We start from the raw sequence: 16102 nt of genomic DNA, 5'->3' as shown, positions 1-16102 counted from the left end.
TGAATTCGGTCCCCTGTTGCGCTAGGATTTCCACATGACCAAGGGGAGCAAGGGAAACGGCCTCGCCCAAACGAACGAACTCCTCCAAGCCATGCTGGGTGAACTCGGCCACATCAAGGGCAAGCTCGGCGAGTTGGATGGCATCAAGTCGGAACTCGGCCTCATCAAGGGCAAGCTCGGCGAGCTGGATGGCATCAAGTCGGAACTCGGCGCGATCAAGTCCGAACTCTCCGAACACCGCCAGATCCTTCGGGAACACGGTCAGATCCTTCGGGAACATGGTGAGAGTCTTCGGGAGCATTCCGTGCGCTTGGGCAATATTGAGACCTCGATGCGTCAAATTGCCGAGTTTGTCGGGAAGGACCGGCTGGAGCAAGACGCGGCCATCCAGAATCTGACGCGGCGCGTGGAAAACCTCGAGCGCAAGGCCGCCTGACCCGCAAGGGTGTTCGAGAAAACCGGTACTCTCGGCCAACTTGAATACCACCTGGGCGGACCCGAGCGTCTCAGTCCGGGTGAGCCGCTAGTCGTACAGGCCGAAGTTCGCAATCCCACCGTATTCCCGCGCTGGTTCAGGGTGTCCGCCATGGAGGACCGGGGAGGCCACTGGCTTCAGCATCGTGGCATCGGGCTGGTGGACCTGAAAGGCGAAGAGACCAAATCCTTCGACGCCGTTCTGGGCCGGCTCCCGGGAGACATGAAATCCGGTGATTACATCCTCCGTGTCAATCTCTCCACGCTGGGGGCGACGGAATACTTTTCGTATCCCCTTCGAGTCGGCGGCGTGCCGCCATGGGCCTGGATCGTTCCGGCAGTTGTCCTTGTTGGAGTTTTCATCGTCATGCGGAGGCGTCGCAAAAACCGAAGCGCCAAGTCCGTTTGACCACAGACAACACAACGTCTATAATTCACCACAATACTTGGGAGCTTTCGTGCGCATTTTCTGTTTCACTTTCTTCCTATTTGCCGTCGTCTCCGGTCTCCCCGGGGTCCCACTGGCCGCCCCCATCCGCTCCGCTTCGGGGGCGGCGAACGGAACACCCATGCAGATTCGCGCCGGTGAGATCTGCGGCGACCCCTTCACCCGAGCAGGCCTGAACAACGGCATCAGCCCCAAACTCCTCTACGCCATTGCCCGTCGTGAAAGTGGGCTGCGCCCCTTTGCGCTCAACGTGGACGGTCAGGCTGTGTTCCCCCCCAGCCGCGACCATGCCCTCACGTCCGCCATCCGGGCCAAGTCCAACGTGGATGTCGGCCTCATGCAGGTAAGTTACACAATCTGGAAATCGCGCTACGGGCTCTCCATCGCCGATCTCCTCAACCCGTACCGCAATGTGGAAACCGGCGCCCGCATTCTTCGACGCCTGCTCGACTTTCACCCTCTCGACTTCCTGAAAGCCGTGGGGAAATATCATACCGGCAATGCGGAAATCGGCCGGGATTACAGCATGGGCGTTCTGCGGGAGTGGGTGAAGGCCGGTTTCGATCTCCAAATCTGCTGGGAAGAGGCCTAGGGCATGTTGAATCCAATCCTCTGGGTCACCGCGCTGGTCTCGCTCGCCATCGATGAAAGCCCGCTGCTCCGCGAGCTCCAACAATCCTTCGGTGAAGTGGCTTGGGTTTCGGTGGATAACACGCTCGCGCTGGAGATCAAAGCCGGCCTGATCTTCCCGGCAGGCTCGGCGGACTTGAAGGGCGAATCCGTCTCGACGCTTCGGCGCCTTGGCCGCGTTCTCACCAAGCAGCCCCACGTCTCCGTCTTGCTGGTCGGTGGCGCCTCACTTTCGTCGGCGGAAGCCGGGCGGGATGAGAAGCTCGCCCGCAACCGGGCCGGCACCGCCCGGAACTACCTCATCATGCAAATGAGAAGCACCTGCGACTCCACCGGTCGGACCGTTGGCTGCGAGAACCTGGACAAGCGGATCAAGGCAAGGGCCGAGGAACCCCCGGTTCGTGCCGTCACAGGCACAGCTGAACGCGCCGCGTCCGACCGGGTGCGCATCCTCCTCCAGTTCTGCTAACAGAATGCGTAGGGGAGGGTCTTCAGACCCTCCCGACAAGAGGGAGCATCTGAAGATGCTCCCCTACGAATCGGCATTCTGTTAGAGGCTCTTAGCCTCTATAGGATGGCTCCAGTCCTACTATAAGTTGACTCTTCCAAGGCGGAAGCCTACAGGTAGTAGTCTCGGTGCTAGACGCACTGCGTCATAAGTTATAGAATAGTAGAGTCCAAAATGGGTATCGAAGACGGAATCGACGAGGTCAAGACGCGCGTACAAAAGGATCTCGTGAATCTCCTTGACTACGTGGCGTCGGGAAGGCCCGAGAAGGCCCGGGAGTTCGTCTGGACCAATTTCAAAGAGGCGCTGATGCTCGGCTCATTCCTGTGGCTGTATCCCTTCGGTTGGGTGTATGGACGAAAGAACGTCTCGGCAGATGCGGCGGTTCGTCGTCCCGTAATTCTCGTTCACGGTTTCGGCCACAACCGATCAGCCTTCTATCCGTTGATTGGACGGCTCCGGGCTTCCGGCTGGAAGAACATCTTCACTCTCAATCTGCTTCCCGTGTTTGGCGGGGTTCACGGGCGGGCCGTCCGCCTCAAGCACTTTGCGGAGAAGGTGATGCGCCGAACCCGAACCACCAGCTTCGATCTCATCGGGCACAGCCTGGGGGGGATCGTGTCGCGCTACTACGTTACGAAACTGGGCGGCAAGAAACACGTGCATGCACTCGTCACGCTCGGTTCGCCCAATCAAGGCACGAAAATATCGACATTCGGCGTGGGCCAGATTCCCAAGGAACTCACACCGGGAAATCCTCTTCTGGAAGACCTCAACAAGGAATCCACCAACGGCACGCGGATGGTTTCGATCTATTCCATCCATGATTGGGCGATCCATCCACCCCGCAACGCCCGGCTCCCCGGACTTGGACGAAACGTAGAGCTCAAGAACCTCGGCCACCTCGGCCTGCTTTACGCGTCGGAAGTCTTCGAAGAAATCCGCCGCTCCCTTCTGGAGCCTACTCCGGAGTGACCCGACCTGCATAGGTAGAGAGCTCCCTCGTAGGGGAGGGTCTTTAGACCCTCCCAAACCGGGAGCATCTGAAGATGCTCCCCTACAAACTTGATCTAGTGATACCCACCCAGATTCAGGAACTTCACCGCAAACCGATAGAACTTCTGCGTAACATACCCTTTGCGCGTGATCGAATAACTCTTATCCTGCCGCGTGAGATACCCGCCATACACCAGATCGTCCAAACGCCAGTCTATGATTGAATTCGGATCTATAGTCTTCACCAGCTCTTCGTATCGAATCGTTTTCCCCGGAGCATCTTCCGCCATCATCATGATCCGGAAACTGATGGACCGGTCCGCCGTGAAATAGAATTCGAGATAGCCCATGAAGAAGAAGGCGTAGAGGAGCACCCCCAGCAGAAAGTGACCGGCCAGGATCCATGGATTCGACACGGGCGCGGCGGTCGCCTCCGCTACAAACCAGAGTCCCTCGTTGGGCGTCGTGAAATACAGGATGCCATAAAGGGCCAAGCCCCCCCACGCGATGCCCAAAATGGTCTTGAACCGGTTCCGAATCGTTCGGAAATGAAAGACGAGGAGATGAACCAAGAACTGAACGGAGAAGCTCCCCACGACGAGGACCGTGGTCTTCAGCATGTCCCGGACTGTATCTCAGCCCCGCAGCTGCTGCAATATCCTTCGGGGCAATGACCTTACGGAGTGGAAGACCCGGTTCCCGCCTGAGCCATCGGCTTCATTTCCCCCTGGCTCAACTTCACCACGGCGAGGGCACGCGGATCGGATAGAGTGGGCGCCTTCTTCTTCATCACCAGGTCGTAGTAGTACCCGCCCGACCAAACCGGCTTCGTCCCCACGTAGGTTTCCTTGATGCCCTCAAGATGTACAACATAGCGATCTCCTTCTTGGGAGGAGAGCTTGACAGCCGACGGGTGGAACGACTCGGAGATCTGGTTCCGGCGGATCTCCTCGATGCGATCCGCGGCGCGGAGATCGAACTCAGCCAAAATCGCGCGATCCATCATTGCCCGGACCGACTGGAAGGACTGGTCCACCGTGGAGTAGTTCCAATTCGCGAACGAAAGAACAAACGACTTGGCCGTATCCTCGACGTAGGTCTCCGTCATCCGGCCCGGTTTGAGAATGGACGCCTCTTCCGCACCCGGTACGATCAGAACGGGCGTCGGCTTCCCCGCCATGTAGGCGACGACCCCCACCAGCAAGGCGGCCAGCACGGTGACGGACGCCGCATACAGCCGCACCACGTTGTATCTCGCCTCCGCCTCCCCCCACACCTCCCAAAACTTCGGCAACCGCGGTTGCGTCATGAGTTGTATCTCCAATCACCGCGCCGGGCGCGGGGCCAACCCTTCACCGGCAGGCCGAGGCGATAAAGAAAGTGGACCAGGTAGCCGGGCGGTTTTCCCTTTTTGATTCTCTTGATGGCCACCACCGAGGCCAGGCTCAAGACGATGGCCAGCACGGCGGACCCGGTCAGCAGGTTCACCAGCCCCATGGTGGCGGGCAGCACCGCCCATTCTTCAGGCTCCAAACCCAGCACCGTGATGGGTTTGTCGATATTGGGATGGACTTTCAGGGCCATGGAATCGTGAGAGGTGAGGAGTGTGGCGTGAGGCGCAAAGAGTAGGATGCAAATTGGGAGTTTTCAGGGGGCCGGCTCATGGCTGGATTCTCGTATGTACAACGGCAGATGTACTAGCCGCGTAGTATGCAGCGTCGAGAACACCGTCGTCACCGATTACGAAGGAGCTTTGAAGCCCGGCATTTTCCTTGGATTGTACTTGAACGATTTCCCATTTCCCCCGACGATTCGTTGCGTACTTCAGCGCCCCATTTGTTTCGTCGCGGTAGGTGACATGAACAAACCCAAGGTTATCCGTGCGCATGAAACCGTGGGAACCCACATCACCGGCAAAATCCACGCTCTCTATTTTCCAGTCTTTGCCTGGGCCATACGCATACAGCATGTCCTTCTTTGTCGCGTTGCAATACGTAATATGAACAACGCCGTCAGGTCCCAAGTCTAGAGACGGCCACATACCAATGTCCGAACCCGCCTCGGATTCGAACGCGCTGGTAGTCCAAGAGCCGTTTTCTCGAACGGCGTACCGAAGCCTCTTCTTTGAGGAATCATAATATGCAATGTGAACCCGCCCATCCTGGCCGACTCGAAGGGAGCTGTACTTTCCAACGTCCCCGTCTGCGTCGATTACGCCTACACTCCACGCCTCAGAGCCTGTCTGGCGTTCCGCAATCTTGAGGTCGCCCTTCGAGGCATCGTAGTAGCTGATGAAAACGGAACCATCCACTTCCACATCCAGTGCGGGGTTCCTACCCACGTCGCCATCGGAGTCTACCGTCACCGGCTGCCACTTCCCGGAGGCGTTGCTCGCATACCTGAGATCTCCGGACTTCGAGTCGAAGTAGGCAGCATGGAGAACGCCGGTCTTTTCACCTACCACGGACAGTCCTTCGCCCGTGGAGCCAACGACATCCACCACCCCGTTCGAGCCTGCGGGCCAAAACAAGTAAGTTTGGCTGCCCGAAGAGTAAATATCTCTGATTTGCCCTGCGCTGCGACCGTAGTAAATGAAATGCAGGTACCCATCCTTGTCCCGGGCTACCCGCACGAACTCCCCCACCATGCCGGCCCCGTCCACAACCGTTGTGAGCCAAGGACCCGTGAGGTTCGTTACGTATGCCAGATGGTGCTGCTTCTGCCGATAGTAGGCTATGTGGGCCTTCACATTCTTGTCAACCGCCAATGAAAGTCTTCCACCATCCTTGTCATCGAGCGTATCGGTCAGCCATGCACCGCTCGCGTTCGTTCGATAGTAGACCTTGAACTCTTGAAGATTCCCAGAGTAGGCCATGTCTACCGAACCGTCGGGCGCGGTAGCCAATCCGCTTCCGTCCCGGCCCCAATAGCCACCTATAACTTGGCCGGTGGTCCAGGAGCCGTCGAAGGCGCTCCGGATCGAGTAGGAGACTCCAGCACCGTAGTGGGACACGTGAAGGTTCCCCTGTTTGTCGAACGCCGCAGATGCATTTCCACTGGCCCCCAGTGAGTTCGGAATGGGAGTAGCCGCCCAATTGCCCAGGCTTTTCATCGCGTGCTTCAACTGAAAGGATACACCGCCACCGTAGACGACATGAGGAAGACCCCCGGTATCGAAAGCCAAGCTGGCCCCGCACAGCAGCCCACCGGAGGTCATATCCACCAACTCGGAAACCCACGGCCCCAAAACGCCGCTGGCGAATCTCAACTGGTAGGAAGGCTCATACTCGGAAGTAACATGCCTCACAAAAGCCACGGCCGGTTTCCCATCCGGGGCAAGCCTGGCAGATGGGCAATAGCCGGTGTCATCCATAGCGTCAATCACCTCCTCGGCCCAAGCGCCCGCCTTGTTCGAAATGTGCTTCAGGTCCTTATTGGTCTCATCTCGGAAGAAGATATGGACTTTGGAGTCGGCATCAAGGACCAGCGAAGTTGCCGTGCCCACATTACCTTTGGCGGAGAGAATTTCAGTTCTCCATACTCCTCCAGGGTTCGTAGCGTATCTCAGATCATCTGCATCGGAGTCGTAGTAGGCCAGATGAGCAACGCCGTCCGATCCCACGGCTATTGAGGCAAACTCACCACGTGTGGGAGAAGCGCCGTAGCCGCTTTCTCCTTCGCTCACAACGCTGAATGTCAAGAAATTGGGAGCGGACAGATCGACGAGCCATTCGTAGGAAAAAGATTCACCTTTCCTCTGCCCTTCCTGGACGTAAACTTCGATTGTTGCCTGATGCTTACCTTCGGAAAGCTCTGCAACGTTCCAAGGGGATGCGCAAGGCAGCAATTCACCCCCGTCAATAGAGCATTTGAACGAACACTCTGCCTTGGTGCAGGAAAAGACAAATGAGGCGGAATTGGCGTCAGAAATCTTGTTGGGTTTGGTTTCGACCAATACCCGAGGCAAAGCAGAATCGACCAGCCACACGTACTTGGCCGGTGATGAACCAGTCACTCCATCGCTTGACGCCGCCCTTACCTCGAACACGTGTTCCCCCTCTGCCAGTTCTTCGTATTTGTTTGGAGAAGCGCACGGTTCCCACTGCGCACCGTCCAACCGGCACTCGAACTTTCCGCCACCTGAACTTTGGAACGCGAAAGAGGCTGAAGTGTCAGCACTCGGGTCTTGTGGGAAATCGGTCAACGTTACTTCAGCAATTGTCTCCTTACCTGTTTGGACGGTGGACTGGTCGGGGGCAACTTCAGTAGGCTCCAGCGCGAGTGATTCAGCACTTGTAGGTGTTTCTTTGCTGTCGCACGCCAATACCAATACGGACAGAGCAAGGTATGGCCTGACGCTTCGCTCTAGGAACCCAGAGTGCTGGGAGGACCCAAGTCCATTCATGCTGCTTCGAGAATGCTTGCTCATGCTTCAATCGCTGGATAATTTGCGCAGCATTTTCATAGTTCGCGGGTGGTTCAACGGGCCACGAGGACTGCCCCCCACCTCGTGTCAGGGGGGGCAGTTTTGGGCAGTCTCAAAGGCGGTCGCGAGGATCTTTGGCCCAACGATCAAGAGAAGTCCGCCGCCGATTCCGCCCGCCACGTAGGCCCACTTGCCCGCGAAAGCCGCAACCGCTCCTGCTGCCAGGAAAATGAATGCAAGCATCTTACCGACGACGCCCTGTACAAGGCCGATGACTCCGCAGGCGACACCGGTCACCTGCTGGGTCGCGGCCAAGCCGGCGTCTTCTGGCCCCGCCGCCCAGGCGGCGCATGCGAGCAGAAGGCCGGATGCGGCCAGCAACAGGCTGAAGGCTGCGGGCCACACGTCAGGCGCTTGATGGTAAACCCTTGCGCCTGATTGCCAAAAGCTAAGCGCTGTAAATTTCTTGATCATTTTTCCTCCTTCGCTGTGTCTTGAGCCAGGTTCCATTCGCCAGGTTTGAGCAGGACGAATTCGTGGTGCCCCGGCAGGAAGACGCCGGACACGATCATCGGGGGCATCCACACTTTTTGGACGATCGGTCGTTTCCAAACGTAGTGCTCCGCCTGGGTCAGTTCTTCGCGGAGTGTGGCCGCTTCTTGCAGGCCGCGCTTGTATCCTTTCACGTAGGCCTCTTTCAAGTCGCGGCCGGAAGCTTTGGGGAGATCGGCATCCCGGGGCGGCACCATTTCGAATTTCATTCCTTCCGATTCACATCGCAAGGTCTCTCCCACTTGGTCGCATTTCAGCTCCATCTGGGGGGCTTTGCGGCCCGCCGCCGCCTCGCCCGCGAAGGCGAGGCGCGTGACGAGTGATGAGTGAAGGGTGATGAGAAAAGCAACGAGTAGTCCGGCCGCGTGCGCGGCGCGGCAAGCCCCGGCGATCGACCGATCAACGATTTCTTTCCTGTTCATTGTTCCTCCTTCTTCCTTCACTTCACTGTTCACCCATCACTCTTCACGATTTCAGAACGGCACTTCCACGCTGAGGGCGCCGCCGAGCGCGCCGAGCCAGCGGACGTTCGATCGAAAGATCACCGTTCGGAGATCCAAACCGACCGAGCCGCCGAAGCCCGCCAGTTGTTTGGCGCTCGCCTCGATGTCGTCCAGCTCTTTCGCCGGCGTGTCCGCGGACGCCCCGGCCTGACGATAGAGGCCGCTCCCGACGAATCGGGGACTGAAGAAGGCGTAGAGGGAGGGCATGATGTACTTCTGCGCCCCGACCCTCCACCACCACTGAGGGCCGATCCCGAGAGTCACGTTGATGAGATTCCTCAGCTCCACACGGCCCGGCGCGTTCACGTTTCCGATCGTCAGGTTCGTGTCGTTTTCAGCAGCCGAGATGAACTCCACATCCCCGAACAGGCCGAGTTCCGCCGCCCGGCTCCCGGCGATCATGTACCGGCATCCGACCCCGCCCACGAGAGCGTTCGATTTTTCCTTGTCGCCCCATGAAGGCGACACCATCGCTCCGAACCGGAGGTATCCGTCCATCCGGTCCGTAAAACCGTAACCCCCCACGCCACCCAACGCCACGCCCCTGAGTTCGTAACGGGTCCTGGCCGCCCCCGTGCCGAAACTTCCCGTCACGTTGAGCGTTTCGTTGACCAGTCCTCCATCGAGGCCGACCAGTCCCTCACCGTCCCTCAGCAGATTGGACGGGCTGAACGGCGTGAACGCGTGGCCGGACGCAGGACGCAAGGCGCAAAGCGCAAGTAGGAGGGAAGAGAAGATCAAAAGCCCTTCAAGTTTCATGTCTCAGTCGTAATATCCATTATCAAGCCCTCACGCACCATCTCCGCCTAGTCCAGGAAGGTATTCCGGTAGCCTTCCACGTCTTTGTCCGCATTCCCGAGAATGACGAGGTCCGTCGCTCCGTCCAAGTCCAAGTCGCCCAGCGCGAAGTCACTCGGATCCGAAGGGGCTGGAAAAACCGCGGGCGCGCAAAACTCCCCCGCTCCACGGCTCTTCAGGAGCAGGATCGAGGACAGCGGCTCACGGGACCCCGCCTGGAGCAGCGCGAGGATGTCCGCCCGCCCGTCCAAATCGAAATCGTCCACGTAGAGTTGGGTCGCCTCTCCGCCAAGATCGATCGAACGCGCCAGGGAAAGCCCTTCGGCTCCCCCGACAGAATAGACGTCCAAAACGCCGTCCTTCCGGCCGACGATCACGTCCGTTTTCCCATCGCCGTCCACGTCCCCGGCGCCCAGCCGGACCGGCACTCCCTTCACCGGAATCGAGCGAGGCGCCCCATAGCTGCCGGTTGACGGGTCCCCCGTCACAAATCCAATCAACCGCGCCGTCGGATGGGCGCTCACAAGGTCCAACATCCCGTTTCCATCGATGTCCACGCTCATCAGCACGTCCTCAGGTCCCGAGAGGAGACTGACCGTGAACTTAGCGAAACTTCCCGCTCCGCCGCTGATAAAATAGGAAGCCGACGACCCATCTGGATCCGCCGAAATCAGATCCATGCGGCCGTCTTTGTTCACGTCGCCGAGTCGCAATCCTTTTGAGGAGGAACCGGCAGTCAGCGTTCCGGACGTCGAAAAATCAGCTCCTTTCAAAATGGCAATGGATCCACCCGACTGAAGCAAAGCGAGGTCTTCCGAAACTCCACCCGCAAAAACGCCCGTCTTCAGACTCAGCCCGCCTGCCGCCGTGTCCAGCGTCTTGAGAATGGCTCCCAAGCCTCCGGAGCTTCCGACTTCGTACACGTAAACTTTGCTGTTCGTCTTGTCTGGAACCACAACCCTTTCCACTTTTCCCGCGGTGGAGAGGAGTCCCACGCCCGAGGGCGAGGGATCCGCGGATGTCCTGAACCGGAAAGACCACGCCGTTCCGATGCCTTTGAAGACCGACAGGCGGTTCGATTCACTCAGCACCAGATCGGGCGCCTGGTTCCCATCCAAGTCCGCGAACATGAATCCCCCGGCGGATGAAATCTGCGCACTCGATGCACTCGACAGGTCGACCGACGTCTCCTTCGCCACCCTGCCGGAAGCGTTCAAGAACATCGTGCGCACAAGACTGCCGGATTTCTCCAGGGTGACGAGGTCCATGATCTCCTGATCGAGCTGGACGAGTTCCAACCGCGTGGGATCGACGAGGTCGTTTCGGGAGAGGACCGTGTTCGAGAGTCCCTCGGGGGTGATCTCCACGATCCGGAGCGCGCCCTGGCGATTCACCACCACGGCCTCCACAAATCCGTCCCCCTGGAGGTCCGCTAAACGTAGGAGATCGATCCGGGGAAGGCCGCCGATCTTGTTCAGAAGCTCGTACTGCCCGTCCTTCTTGGGGGCCGTGTAGATATGGAGGGCCCCTTCCAGAAGCCCCGTCGTCGCGAGGACGACGTCGGAGGCGCCGTCGCCTGTCACGTCCGCCGAACCGAACGCCGTGACTCCGGTCAGGCCTGTCGCCGTTTCGGCGAGCGGGGATAGGGAGAAGCCGGTCGTAGAATCGAACTTGCCGGTGGCGATGACGAGCGTCGAGCGCTTTTGATCGAGCGTCACGGCATCCCATACGCCATCACCGTTCGCGTCCGTGAACCCTTTGGCGATCAGGAGAGCCGTGTTCTTCGGCCGCAGGTTGAAGGAACGCGGCTTGAAGTTTTCCTTCGAGAGGAGAATCGTGAGGCCCCGGGTCACGTTCGAACTCGCCGCCACGTCCAGGATCTCATCCTGGTCGATATCCACAAACGATACATCTACCAGCCCGGTCACTCCCAGATCGTAGCGTTCAACGCTTTCGAAGGACGTCAAGGACGGACTGCGAAGAATCCATAGATAGCGGGATTTTGCGGACAGCAGCATCAACTCCTGGGTGGAATCGCCGTTGATGTCGGTGCTCGCGCCAAAGTCGATCGTCGCCGGAAGGATGCCGAGCGTCGTGGACCAGAGTTTTTCGAAGGGCGATGAGCCGGTGACGTCCACTTCGATCGGCAAAACGCCGCCAATGTCGGCCGCCTCATTGTTGGGACCCGTGAGGTAGAGGCGATCCTTGGGTACCGTAAGTTTGAGGGTCTTTCCCAAAAGAGCGGTGGATGAGCATGCGGCATCGACCGCGACCACGAATGCCGATCGTCCCGTGGTAAGAGAAAGCTTGGGATCGGCGCGAAGTTCAACGACAAAGTCCTCGGCACCCGAAGTTCGGGGGCTCGCTTGCGCCAGGAGCTTGTCGGCCGCGCTCACCTTTCCGTCCAGGTCCGCATCTTGATACAAGTAGGCATTGGAAATGGCGGCCATCGAGGTCGGATCGGCCTTCGGGGCCACGATGTCCATTCCCCCGAAGAGCAGCGCGGTGGTCACGTCCACCTCGAAACCGAAAACAGTATCCTTCGAGGCAAAAGCCGCGATGCGTGCGGACCGCGCATCGGCCTGAACGGTTCCGGCGCGGGGAATGGCATTGGACAAGGCGATGGCGTGAGTCCCGCGAACTACGATTCCATCCCCCCCCCCGATCTTCAACCCGATGGAAATCAGGTAGGTGCCGTCGGGACGGGCGTTGGACGTCGAAATAACATAGCCGATCTCGTAGATCCCGTTCCCCACATCCTGGGTCGAGACGTTGGAGGCATCAAACTTGGTGTCGAGAGAAGAAAAATCCGCGGCGACATCGACTCCGGAGAGGCCCACCTCCGTCCGCAATGTCACTCGATCTCCATTGCGCGCCTGCGAGGGACCCGAAATCTTGACCCCCAAGCCGGCCTCCTCCCGCGACTCACACGCGGCAAGAAATAGGGCAAGGATGAATGTTCGGTGGTTTCCCCACATGAGATGCATTGGGCAGGCTCCCGATCCCGCATTTCCTTTCCGTCTCCCCTTGTTTCCGCCCGGTCGCCCCCTTGGCCCCGACGCGGCCCTCGCTTTGCCCGTCTTGGTTCGGCTATCTTATAAAAGAGACCTCATCGCTGTCAAGCAACGGATCTATCGGGCGGGGATCTTCGCGGCCGCCGGGATTTCCGGGGGACGGCACGCCCCCCCCGCGCACGATCTCCCTTCGCAATGGTCGCTCACACACTGGCTATCATAGGCACAGGATTCGTACCGGAACCGGTCTCCCGCCCGACAGGCCCCGTCCGGCCCGCAGTAGAAGTCGGATGAGCATCCCACGTTTGGATCACAGGCCTCGCCGAGCACCGGCTTGATCGCGCATCGGGAGGACGCCGCATCGCAGGCGAGTTCATCCCCGGCGCAGTCGGAATCCTTCATGCACGCGGCGCCGATCCCCACGGCCAAGCAGATCTTCGTTTTTCCATCGCACTGGGCACAAAACTCGCACTCGCCCTCGGCGCCGCAGGCTTCCCCCGCGGAAGGAAAGGCATCGCGGCAGGTCCCTTTGCCGGAGGCGAACAGACCGTCGCAATATCCCTTGCACACATCGATCCGGTTGCATTCCGTTCCGGCGCCAAGTTTTGCGGAACACTTTCCTTCCGCAGAACAGGTCAGCCCAGTTTGGCATTGGGCAAAATCGAGATCTTCGTTGAGACGGGCGCACGGCTCGCCCTCAACCCCCGGCAAGCGGCAACCGCCGGCACGACAGATGAGACCCGCCGTGCACGCGGAAGGACTCCCGGAACACGGCTCGCCCTCTTTCGCCGGCGGCTTGCAGGCCCCTTCTCGACACGTCAATCCCAGGGCGCAACGATCCACCCGATTCACACAGGACCCGCCGGCTTCCTTGAACGAAACGCATCGGCCCGAACGGCAGTAGAGTGACTTCACGCACCCGCCCGAATCGAGGCATGGATCTCCTTGAACCCTGCGCGCCACGCAGGTGCTCGTCTTTTCATCGCATGTGGACGATGCATCGCACTGCTCCACTTCGACGGTTCCGGAGCTTGCAAAGGAAAGGATCGACTCTTGCTCCTCGGCAAGAAATTCAGGCAGACAGGGTTCCCCGGCGCCGGGTAGCCGCTGACATCGGCCGGGACAGCCGACCAGATTGCAGACCAGACCCCGCTCGCACTCATCGACAGAGAAACATGGATCGCCGTCTTTCTGGACCCCGGTCAGGAGGGGAAGCGCGAAAACATCGTTCCACGTCGAATCGGCCAACGCCTCGACATGGCCGGAGGACAGCGCCATTTGGAGGTTGTCAAAGGCATCCGCGTATCGCTTCGCGTTCGCCTCATGGAAGGCCGACCGCCCGATCCGGATCGACCCGGAAATCGACTGGATTTCCGGACCCGTGATCAAATGGTCGAGAGGCACACGATTCACCGTCTCGCAGAACTCGGCCAGCAGACACAGGCCCACCGAATCCGGTCCGCCACAGACCGACGACAAAGCCGCCACGAAAGATCGAATGAAATCCTCAAAGGCCGAGGCCGATTTCTTACCGGTCGAGTAGTCTCCCTCACCGAATACCGTCACGATCTTGGGAGACTCCTCTTTGGTGCAGACGAGACCCACCGCAGTGAGCGAAAGGAAAAGAGCCACGAACATGAGCCGTTTCAGACGATAAGCTCTCACACCGATCCCACTTTCATCCAAGTGCCTGGGGAAATCAACGTCGGGATCGAGGGCCCCGAGCTGAGCGAACCGATCCGAACTGTTCCGGCCGGGGTCCACAAGCTTGACCTGCGGGGCACCCTCTGGTAATTGGTTGGCAGGGATCAAGCATCCTGAAAAAATACGCGTTGGTCCATCGTTAAGGAGGTTACGTTCATGATTCAAGTGGGACAGAAAGCCCCGGACTTCAAGCTCGATGGAGTCGTGAAGGGCGAGTTCAAGAGCTATTCATCGAGCGATTTCAAGGGCAAGTGGCTTTGCCTTTGGTTCTATCCGCTCGATTTCACCTTCGTGTGACCTACGGAACTATTGGCGTTCTCGGGCGAGAGCGCGGAGTTCAAGAAGCGGAATTGTGAAGTCGTGGCCTGCTCCACAGACAGCAAGTTCAGCCACAAGGCTTGGATGGAAGTGGACACGAAAAAGGGCGGCATCAAAGGCGTGGAGATCCCGATCCTCGCCGATTTCACCAAAGAGGTGAGCCGGGCCTTCGGCGTCCTGAAGGAAGATCTGGGGGCGGCTTTCCGAGGCCTCTTCCTCATCGATCCGGACGGCGTGCTCCAGTACCAGGTGGTCCAGCAGTTGGCCATCGGGCGGAACCCCTCCGAGGTTCTGCGCGTGCTGGATGCTCTCCAATACAACAAGGAGCACGGCGAGGTCTGCCCGGCCAATTGGCACAAGGGCGCGAAGGCGATCGACACGAAAAAGCCGATGGAATTTTTCGAGAAGCAGGCGTAAGTCGAGATAGTCAGAAGTTGGGGGGACAGGCGGACGCCCGTCCCCGCCGATTTTCGACTGTGTTCGAGTAGGGGAGCATCTTCAGATGCTCCCTCTTGCGCGGAGGGTCTAAAGACCCTCCCCTACGCAATCTGTAGGATGTACTCGGAATCTGGGAGGTGCAACATGGCAGATTTCGTCAAAGTGGCAATTCTGGCTGAGATCCAAGAAAACCAGGGAAAGCTGGTCAGCGTGAACGGCACCGAAGTGGCCCTCTACAAAGTGGGGGCGTGCATCTACGCCCTTCGGAACATCTGCCCGCACAAGGGCGGTCCCCTCGGTGAGGGCGAAATCCAGGGCTCGGTCGTCACCTGTCCCTGGCATGGATGGGAGTTCGATCTGGCCGATGCCGGGAAGTGCACGATGAACGAGATAATCGAGGCGAAAATGTACCCCGTGAAGCAGGAAGGGGATGCCGTTCTCATCGAGATTTGATCTCGCTTTTTCCTCCGCGTGACGATCTCCCCCGCCCCACACCCCGCCGAGCCGGTCGGCACGCGGGAACGCATTCTCAGCGCGGCGGCCGATGTGTTCTCGGAAGTCGGTCTCGAAGGTTCTCGAATCGACGTCATCGCCAGGAACGCCGACGTGAACAAGGCGATGATCTATTATCATTTCGGCAGCAAGGAAGGACTCTACATCGCCGTGCTGGAGTCACTCATCCTGCGGATTGCCTCCGAAACGGAAAAGGCCCTTTCAAATATCACCGAACCGATGACGCTCGCCCTCGAAATTTTCGATCGGAATTTCGAGCTCTACAAGTCGAGCGAAAAGGTGATGCGCATCATCCTCCGCGAGTCGGCCAACGGCGGCGAGTATTTCGAGGAGATCAAACGACGCCATCCGGAGATTTTCACCTTCCAAGTTCGACGCACCATCGAGCTCCTCCGCGGCGCGATGAAGGCCGAGATGCTTCAGAAAACCGATCCGGAGAAAGTGATCGCCTCCGCTCTCGGTCTCATGGTCATTTTCTTCGGCGCCAAGCCGCTGCTTGGGCTCCTGCTTGAGGAGGTGCCTGCGGAGGCATCATGGGAAGCTTGGAAGAATTTCTTCAAAGACGTCCTCGTCCGCGTCCTCAGCAAACCCTCTCCCTCGACCTCCACCAAGTAGTCCCCGCCGGTAGGAAATAGGGATGGGAAATAGGGTCAGACATTTGTATCTTGACAATGTGGGGATGAACATGCAGGGTGGCTGCCGTGGCTCGCCAACTCCGTCCGCTTGCGCCGGGACTCCTGTATCACGTGATTGCCCGAGGGAACCAGAGGCGCAAGGTGT

General features: G+C 59.0%; 17 protein-coding genes. 8 read left to right on the top strand and 9 right to left on the bottom strand.

The annotated features are described in order from the left end of the window. The first annotated feature begins 34 nt into the window (after positions 1-34). The 5 genes from HYT87_05800 (at position 35) to HYT87_05780 (ending at position 3035) form a co-directional block, all read left to right on the top strand. Entirely contained in the window at positions 35-436 is a 402-nt protein-coding gene (locus tag HYT87_05800; protein ID MBI2059269.1) for a hypothetical protein, read from the top strand. A gap of 9 nt (positions 437-445) precedes the next feature. After that, positions 446-883 carry a hypothetical protein gene (locus HYT87_05795; GenBank protein ID MBI2059268.1) on the top strand — a complete coding sequence of 146 codons (438 nt, stop codon included), beginning with the start codon at positions 446-448 and terminating at the stop codon, positions 881-883. A 49-nt stretch (positions 884-932) separates the two neighbouring features. Continuing rightward, entirely contained in the window at positions 933-1514 is a 582-nt protein-coding gene (locus HYT87_05790) for a lytic transglycosylase domain-containing protein (GenBank protein ID MBI2059267.1), read from the top strand. A 3-nt stretch (positions 1515-1517) separates the two neighbouring features. Next, positions 1518-2021 (top strand): hypothetical protein, encoded by a 504-nt coding sequence (locus HYT87_05785; GenBank protein ID MBI2059266.1) that lies wholly within the window; start codon positions 1518-1520, stop codon positions 2019-2021. Between the two features lie 213 nt (positions 2022-2234). Then, positions 2235-3035 carry an alpha/beta fold hydrolase gene (locus tag HYT87_05780; protein ID MBI2059265.1) on the top strand — a complete coding sequence of 267 codons (801 nt, stop codon included), beginning with the start codon at positions 2235-2237 and terminating at the stop codon, positions 3033-3035. Positions 3036-3130: 95 nt separating this feature from the next. Here the strand turns inward: HYT87_05780 and HYT87_05775 are convergent, their stop codons facing one another. The 9 genes from HYT87_05775 to HYT87_05735 all read right to left on the bottom strand — a co-directional run bounded on the left by HYT87_05775 (position 3131) and on the right by HYT87_05735 (position 14014). Beyond that, the gene (locus HYT87_05775; GenBank protein ID MBI2059264.1) at positions 3131-3676 is read right to left on the bottom strand and encodes a hypothetical protein; all 546 of its coding nucleotides are present in this window, start codon (positions 3674-3676) and stop codon (positions 3131-3133) included. A 56-nt stretch (positions 3677-3732) separates the two neighbouring features. Further along, positions 3733-4365 carry a hypothetical protein gene (locus HYT87_05770; GenBank protein MBI2059263.1) on the bottom strand — a complete coding sequence of 211 codons (633 nt, stop codon included), beginning with the start codon at positions 4363-4365 and terminating at the stop codon, positions 3733-3735. After that, positions 4362-4640 (bottom strand): type IV conjugative transfer system protein TraL, encoded by a 279-nt coding sequence (gene traL / locus HYT87_05765; protein MBI2059262.1) that lies wholly within the window; start codon positions 4638-4640, stop codon positions 4362-4364. The genes HYT87_05770 and traL overlap by 4 nt, the downstream gene beginning before the upstream one ends. A 76-nt stretch (positions 4641-4716) precedes the next feature. Beyond that, on the bottom strand, positions 4717-7173 hold the full coding sequence (locus tag HYT87_05760; GenBank protein MBI2059261.1) for a hypothetical protein: 2457 nt from the start codon (positions 7171-7173) through the stop codon (positions 4717-4719). Positions 7174-7569: 396 nt separating this feature from the next. Continuing rightward, on the bottom strand, positions 7570-7887 hold the full coding sequence (locus HYT87_05755) for a hypothetical protein (protein MBI2059260.1): 318 nt from the start codon (positions 7885-7887) through the stop codon (positions 7570-7572). A gap of 65 nt (positions 7888-7952) precedes the next feature. Continuing rightward, positions 7953-8456, bottom strand: coding sequence for a hypothetical protein (locus HYT87_05750; GenBank protein ID MBI2059259.1), 504 nt, complete (start codon positions 8454-8456; stop codon positions 7953-7955). Positions 8457-8507: 51 nt separating this feature from the next. Next, positions 8508-9296 carry a hypothetical protein gene (locus HYT87_05745; protein MBI2059258.1) on the bottom strand — a complete coding sequence of 263 codons (789 nt, stop codon included), beginning with the start codon at positions 9294-9296 and terminating at the stop codon, positions 8508-8510. 47 nt (positions 9297-9343) lie between these two features. Then, entirely contained in the window at positions 9344-12241 is a 2898-nt protein-coding gene (locus HYT87_05740) for a VCBS repeat-containing protein (GenBank protein ID MBI2059257.1), read from the bottom strand. A gap of 225 nt (positions 12242-12466) precedes the next feature. Then, positions 12467-14014 (bottom strand): hypothetical protein, encoded by a 1548-nt coding sequence (locus HYT87_05735; protein ID MBI2059256.1) that lies wholly within the window; start codon positions 14012-14014, stop codon positions 12467-12469. Positions 14015-14209: 195 nt separating this feature from the next. Here HYT87_05735 and HYT87_05730 point away from each other — a divergent pair, with 195 nt between their 5' ends. The 3 genes from HYT87_05730 (at position 14210) to HYT87_05720 (ending at position 15937) form a co-directional block, all read left to right on the top strand. Continuing rightward, a complete protein-coding gene (locus tag HYT87_05730) occupies positions 14210-14788 on the top strand; it encodes a peroxiredoxin (protein ID MBI2059255.1) in 579 nt (192 codons plus the stop codon). A gap of 165 nt (positions 14789-14953) precedes the next feature. Then, a complete protein-coding gene (locus HYT87_05725; protein ID MBI2059254.1) occupies positions 14954-15262 on the top strand; it encodes a Rieske 2Fe-2S domain-containing protein in 309 nt (102 codons plus the stop codon). 24 nt (positions 15263-15286) lie between these two features. Beyond that, the gene (locus tag HYT87_05720) at positions 15287-15937 is read left to right on the top strand and encodes a TetR/AcrR family transcriptional regulator (protein ID MBI2059253.1); all 651 of its coding nucleotides are present in this window, start codon (positions 15287-15289) and stop codon (positions 15935-15937) included. Positions 15938-16102: the final 165 nt, after the last annotated feature.

It is taken from the genome of Nitrospirota bacterium (assembly GCA_016180645.1).
Lineage (GTDB): Bacteria > JACPQY01 > JACPQY01 > JACPQY01 > JACPQY01 > JACPAV01.
The sequence above is the reverse complement of the archived record's forward strand: the minus strand, read 5'-3'. Positions and strand labels throughout refer to the sequence as shown.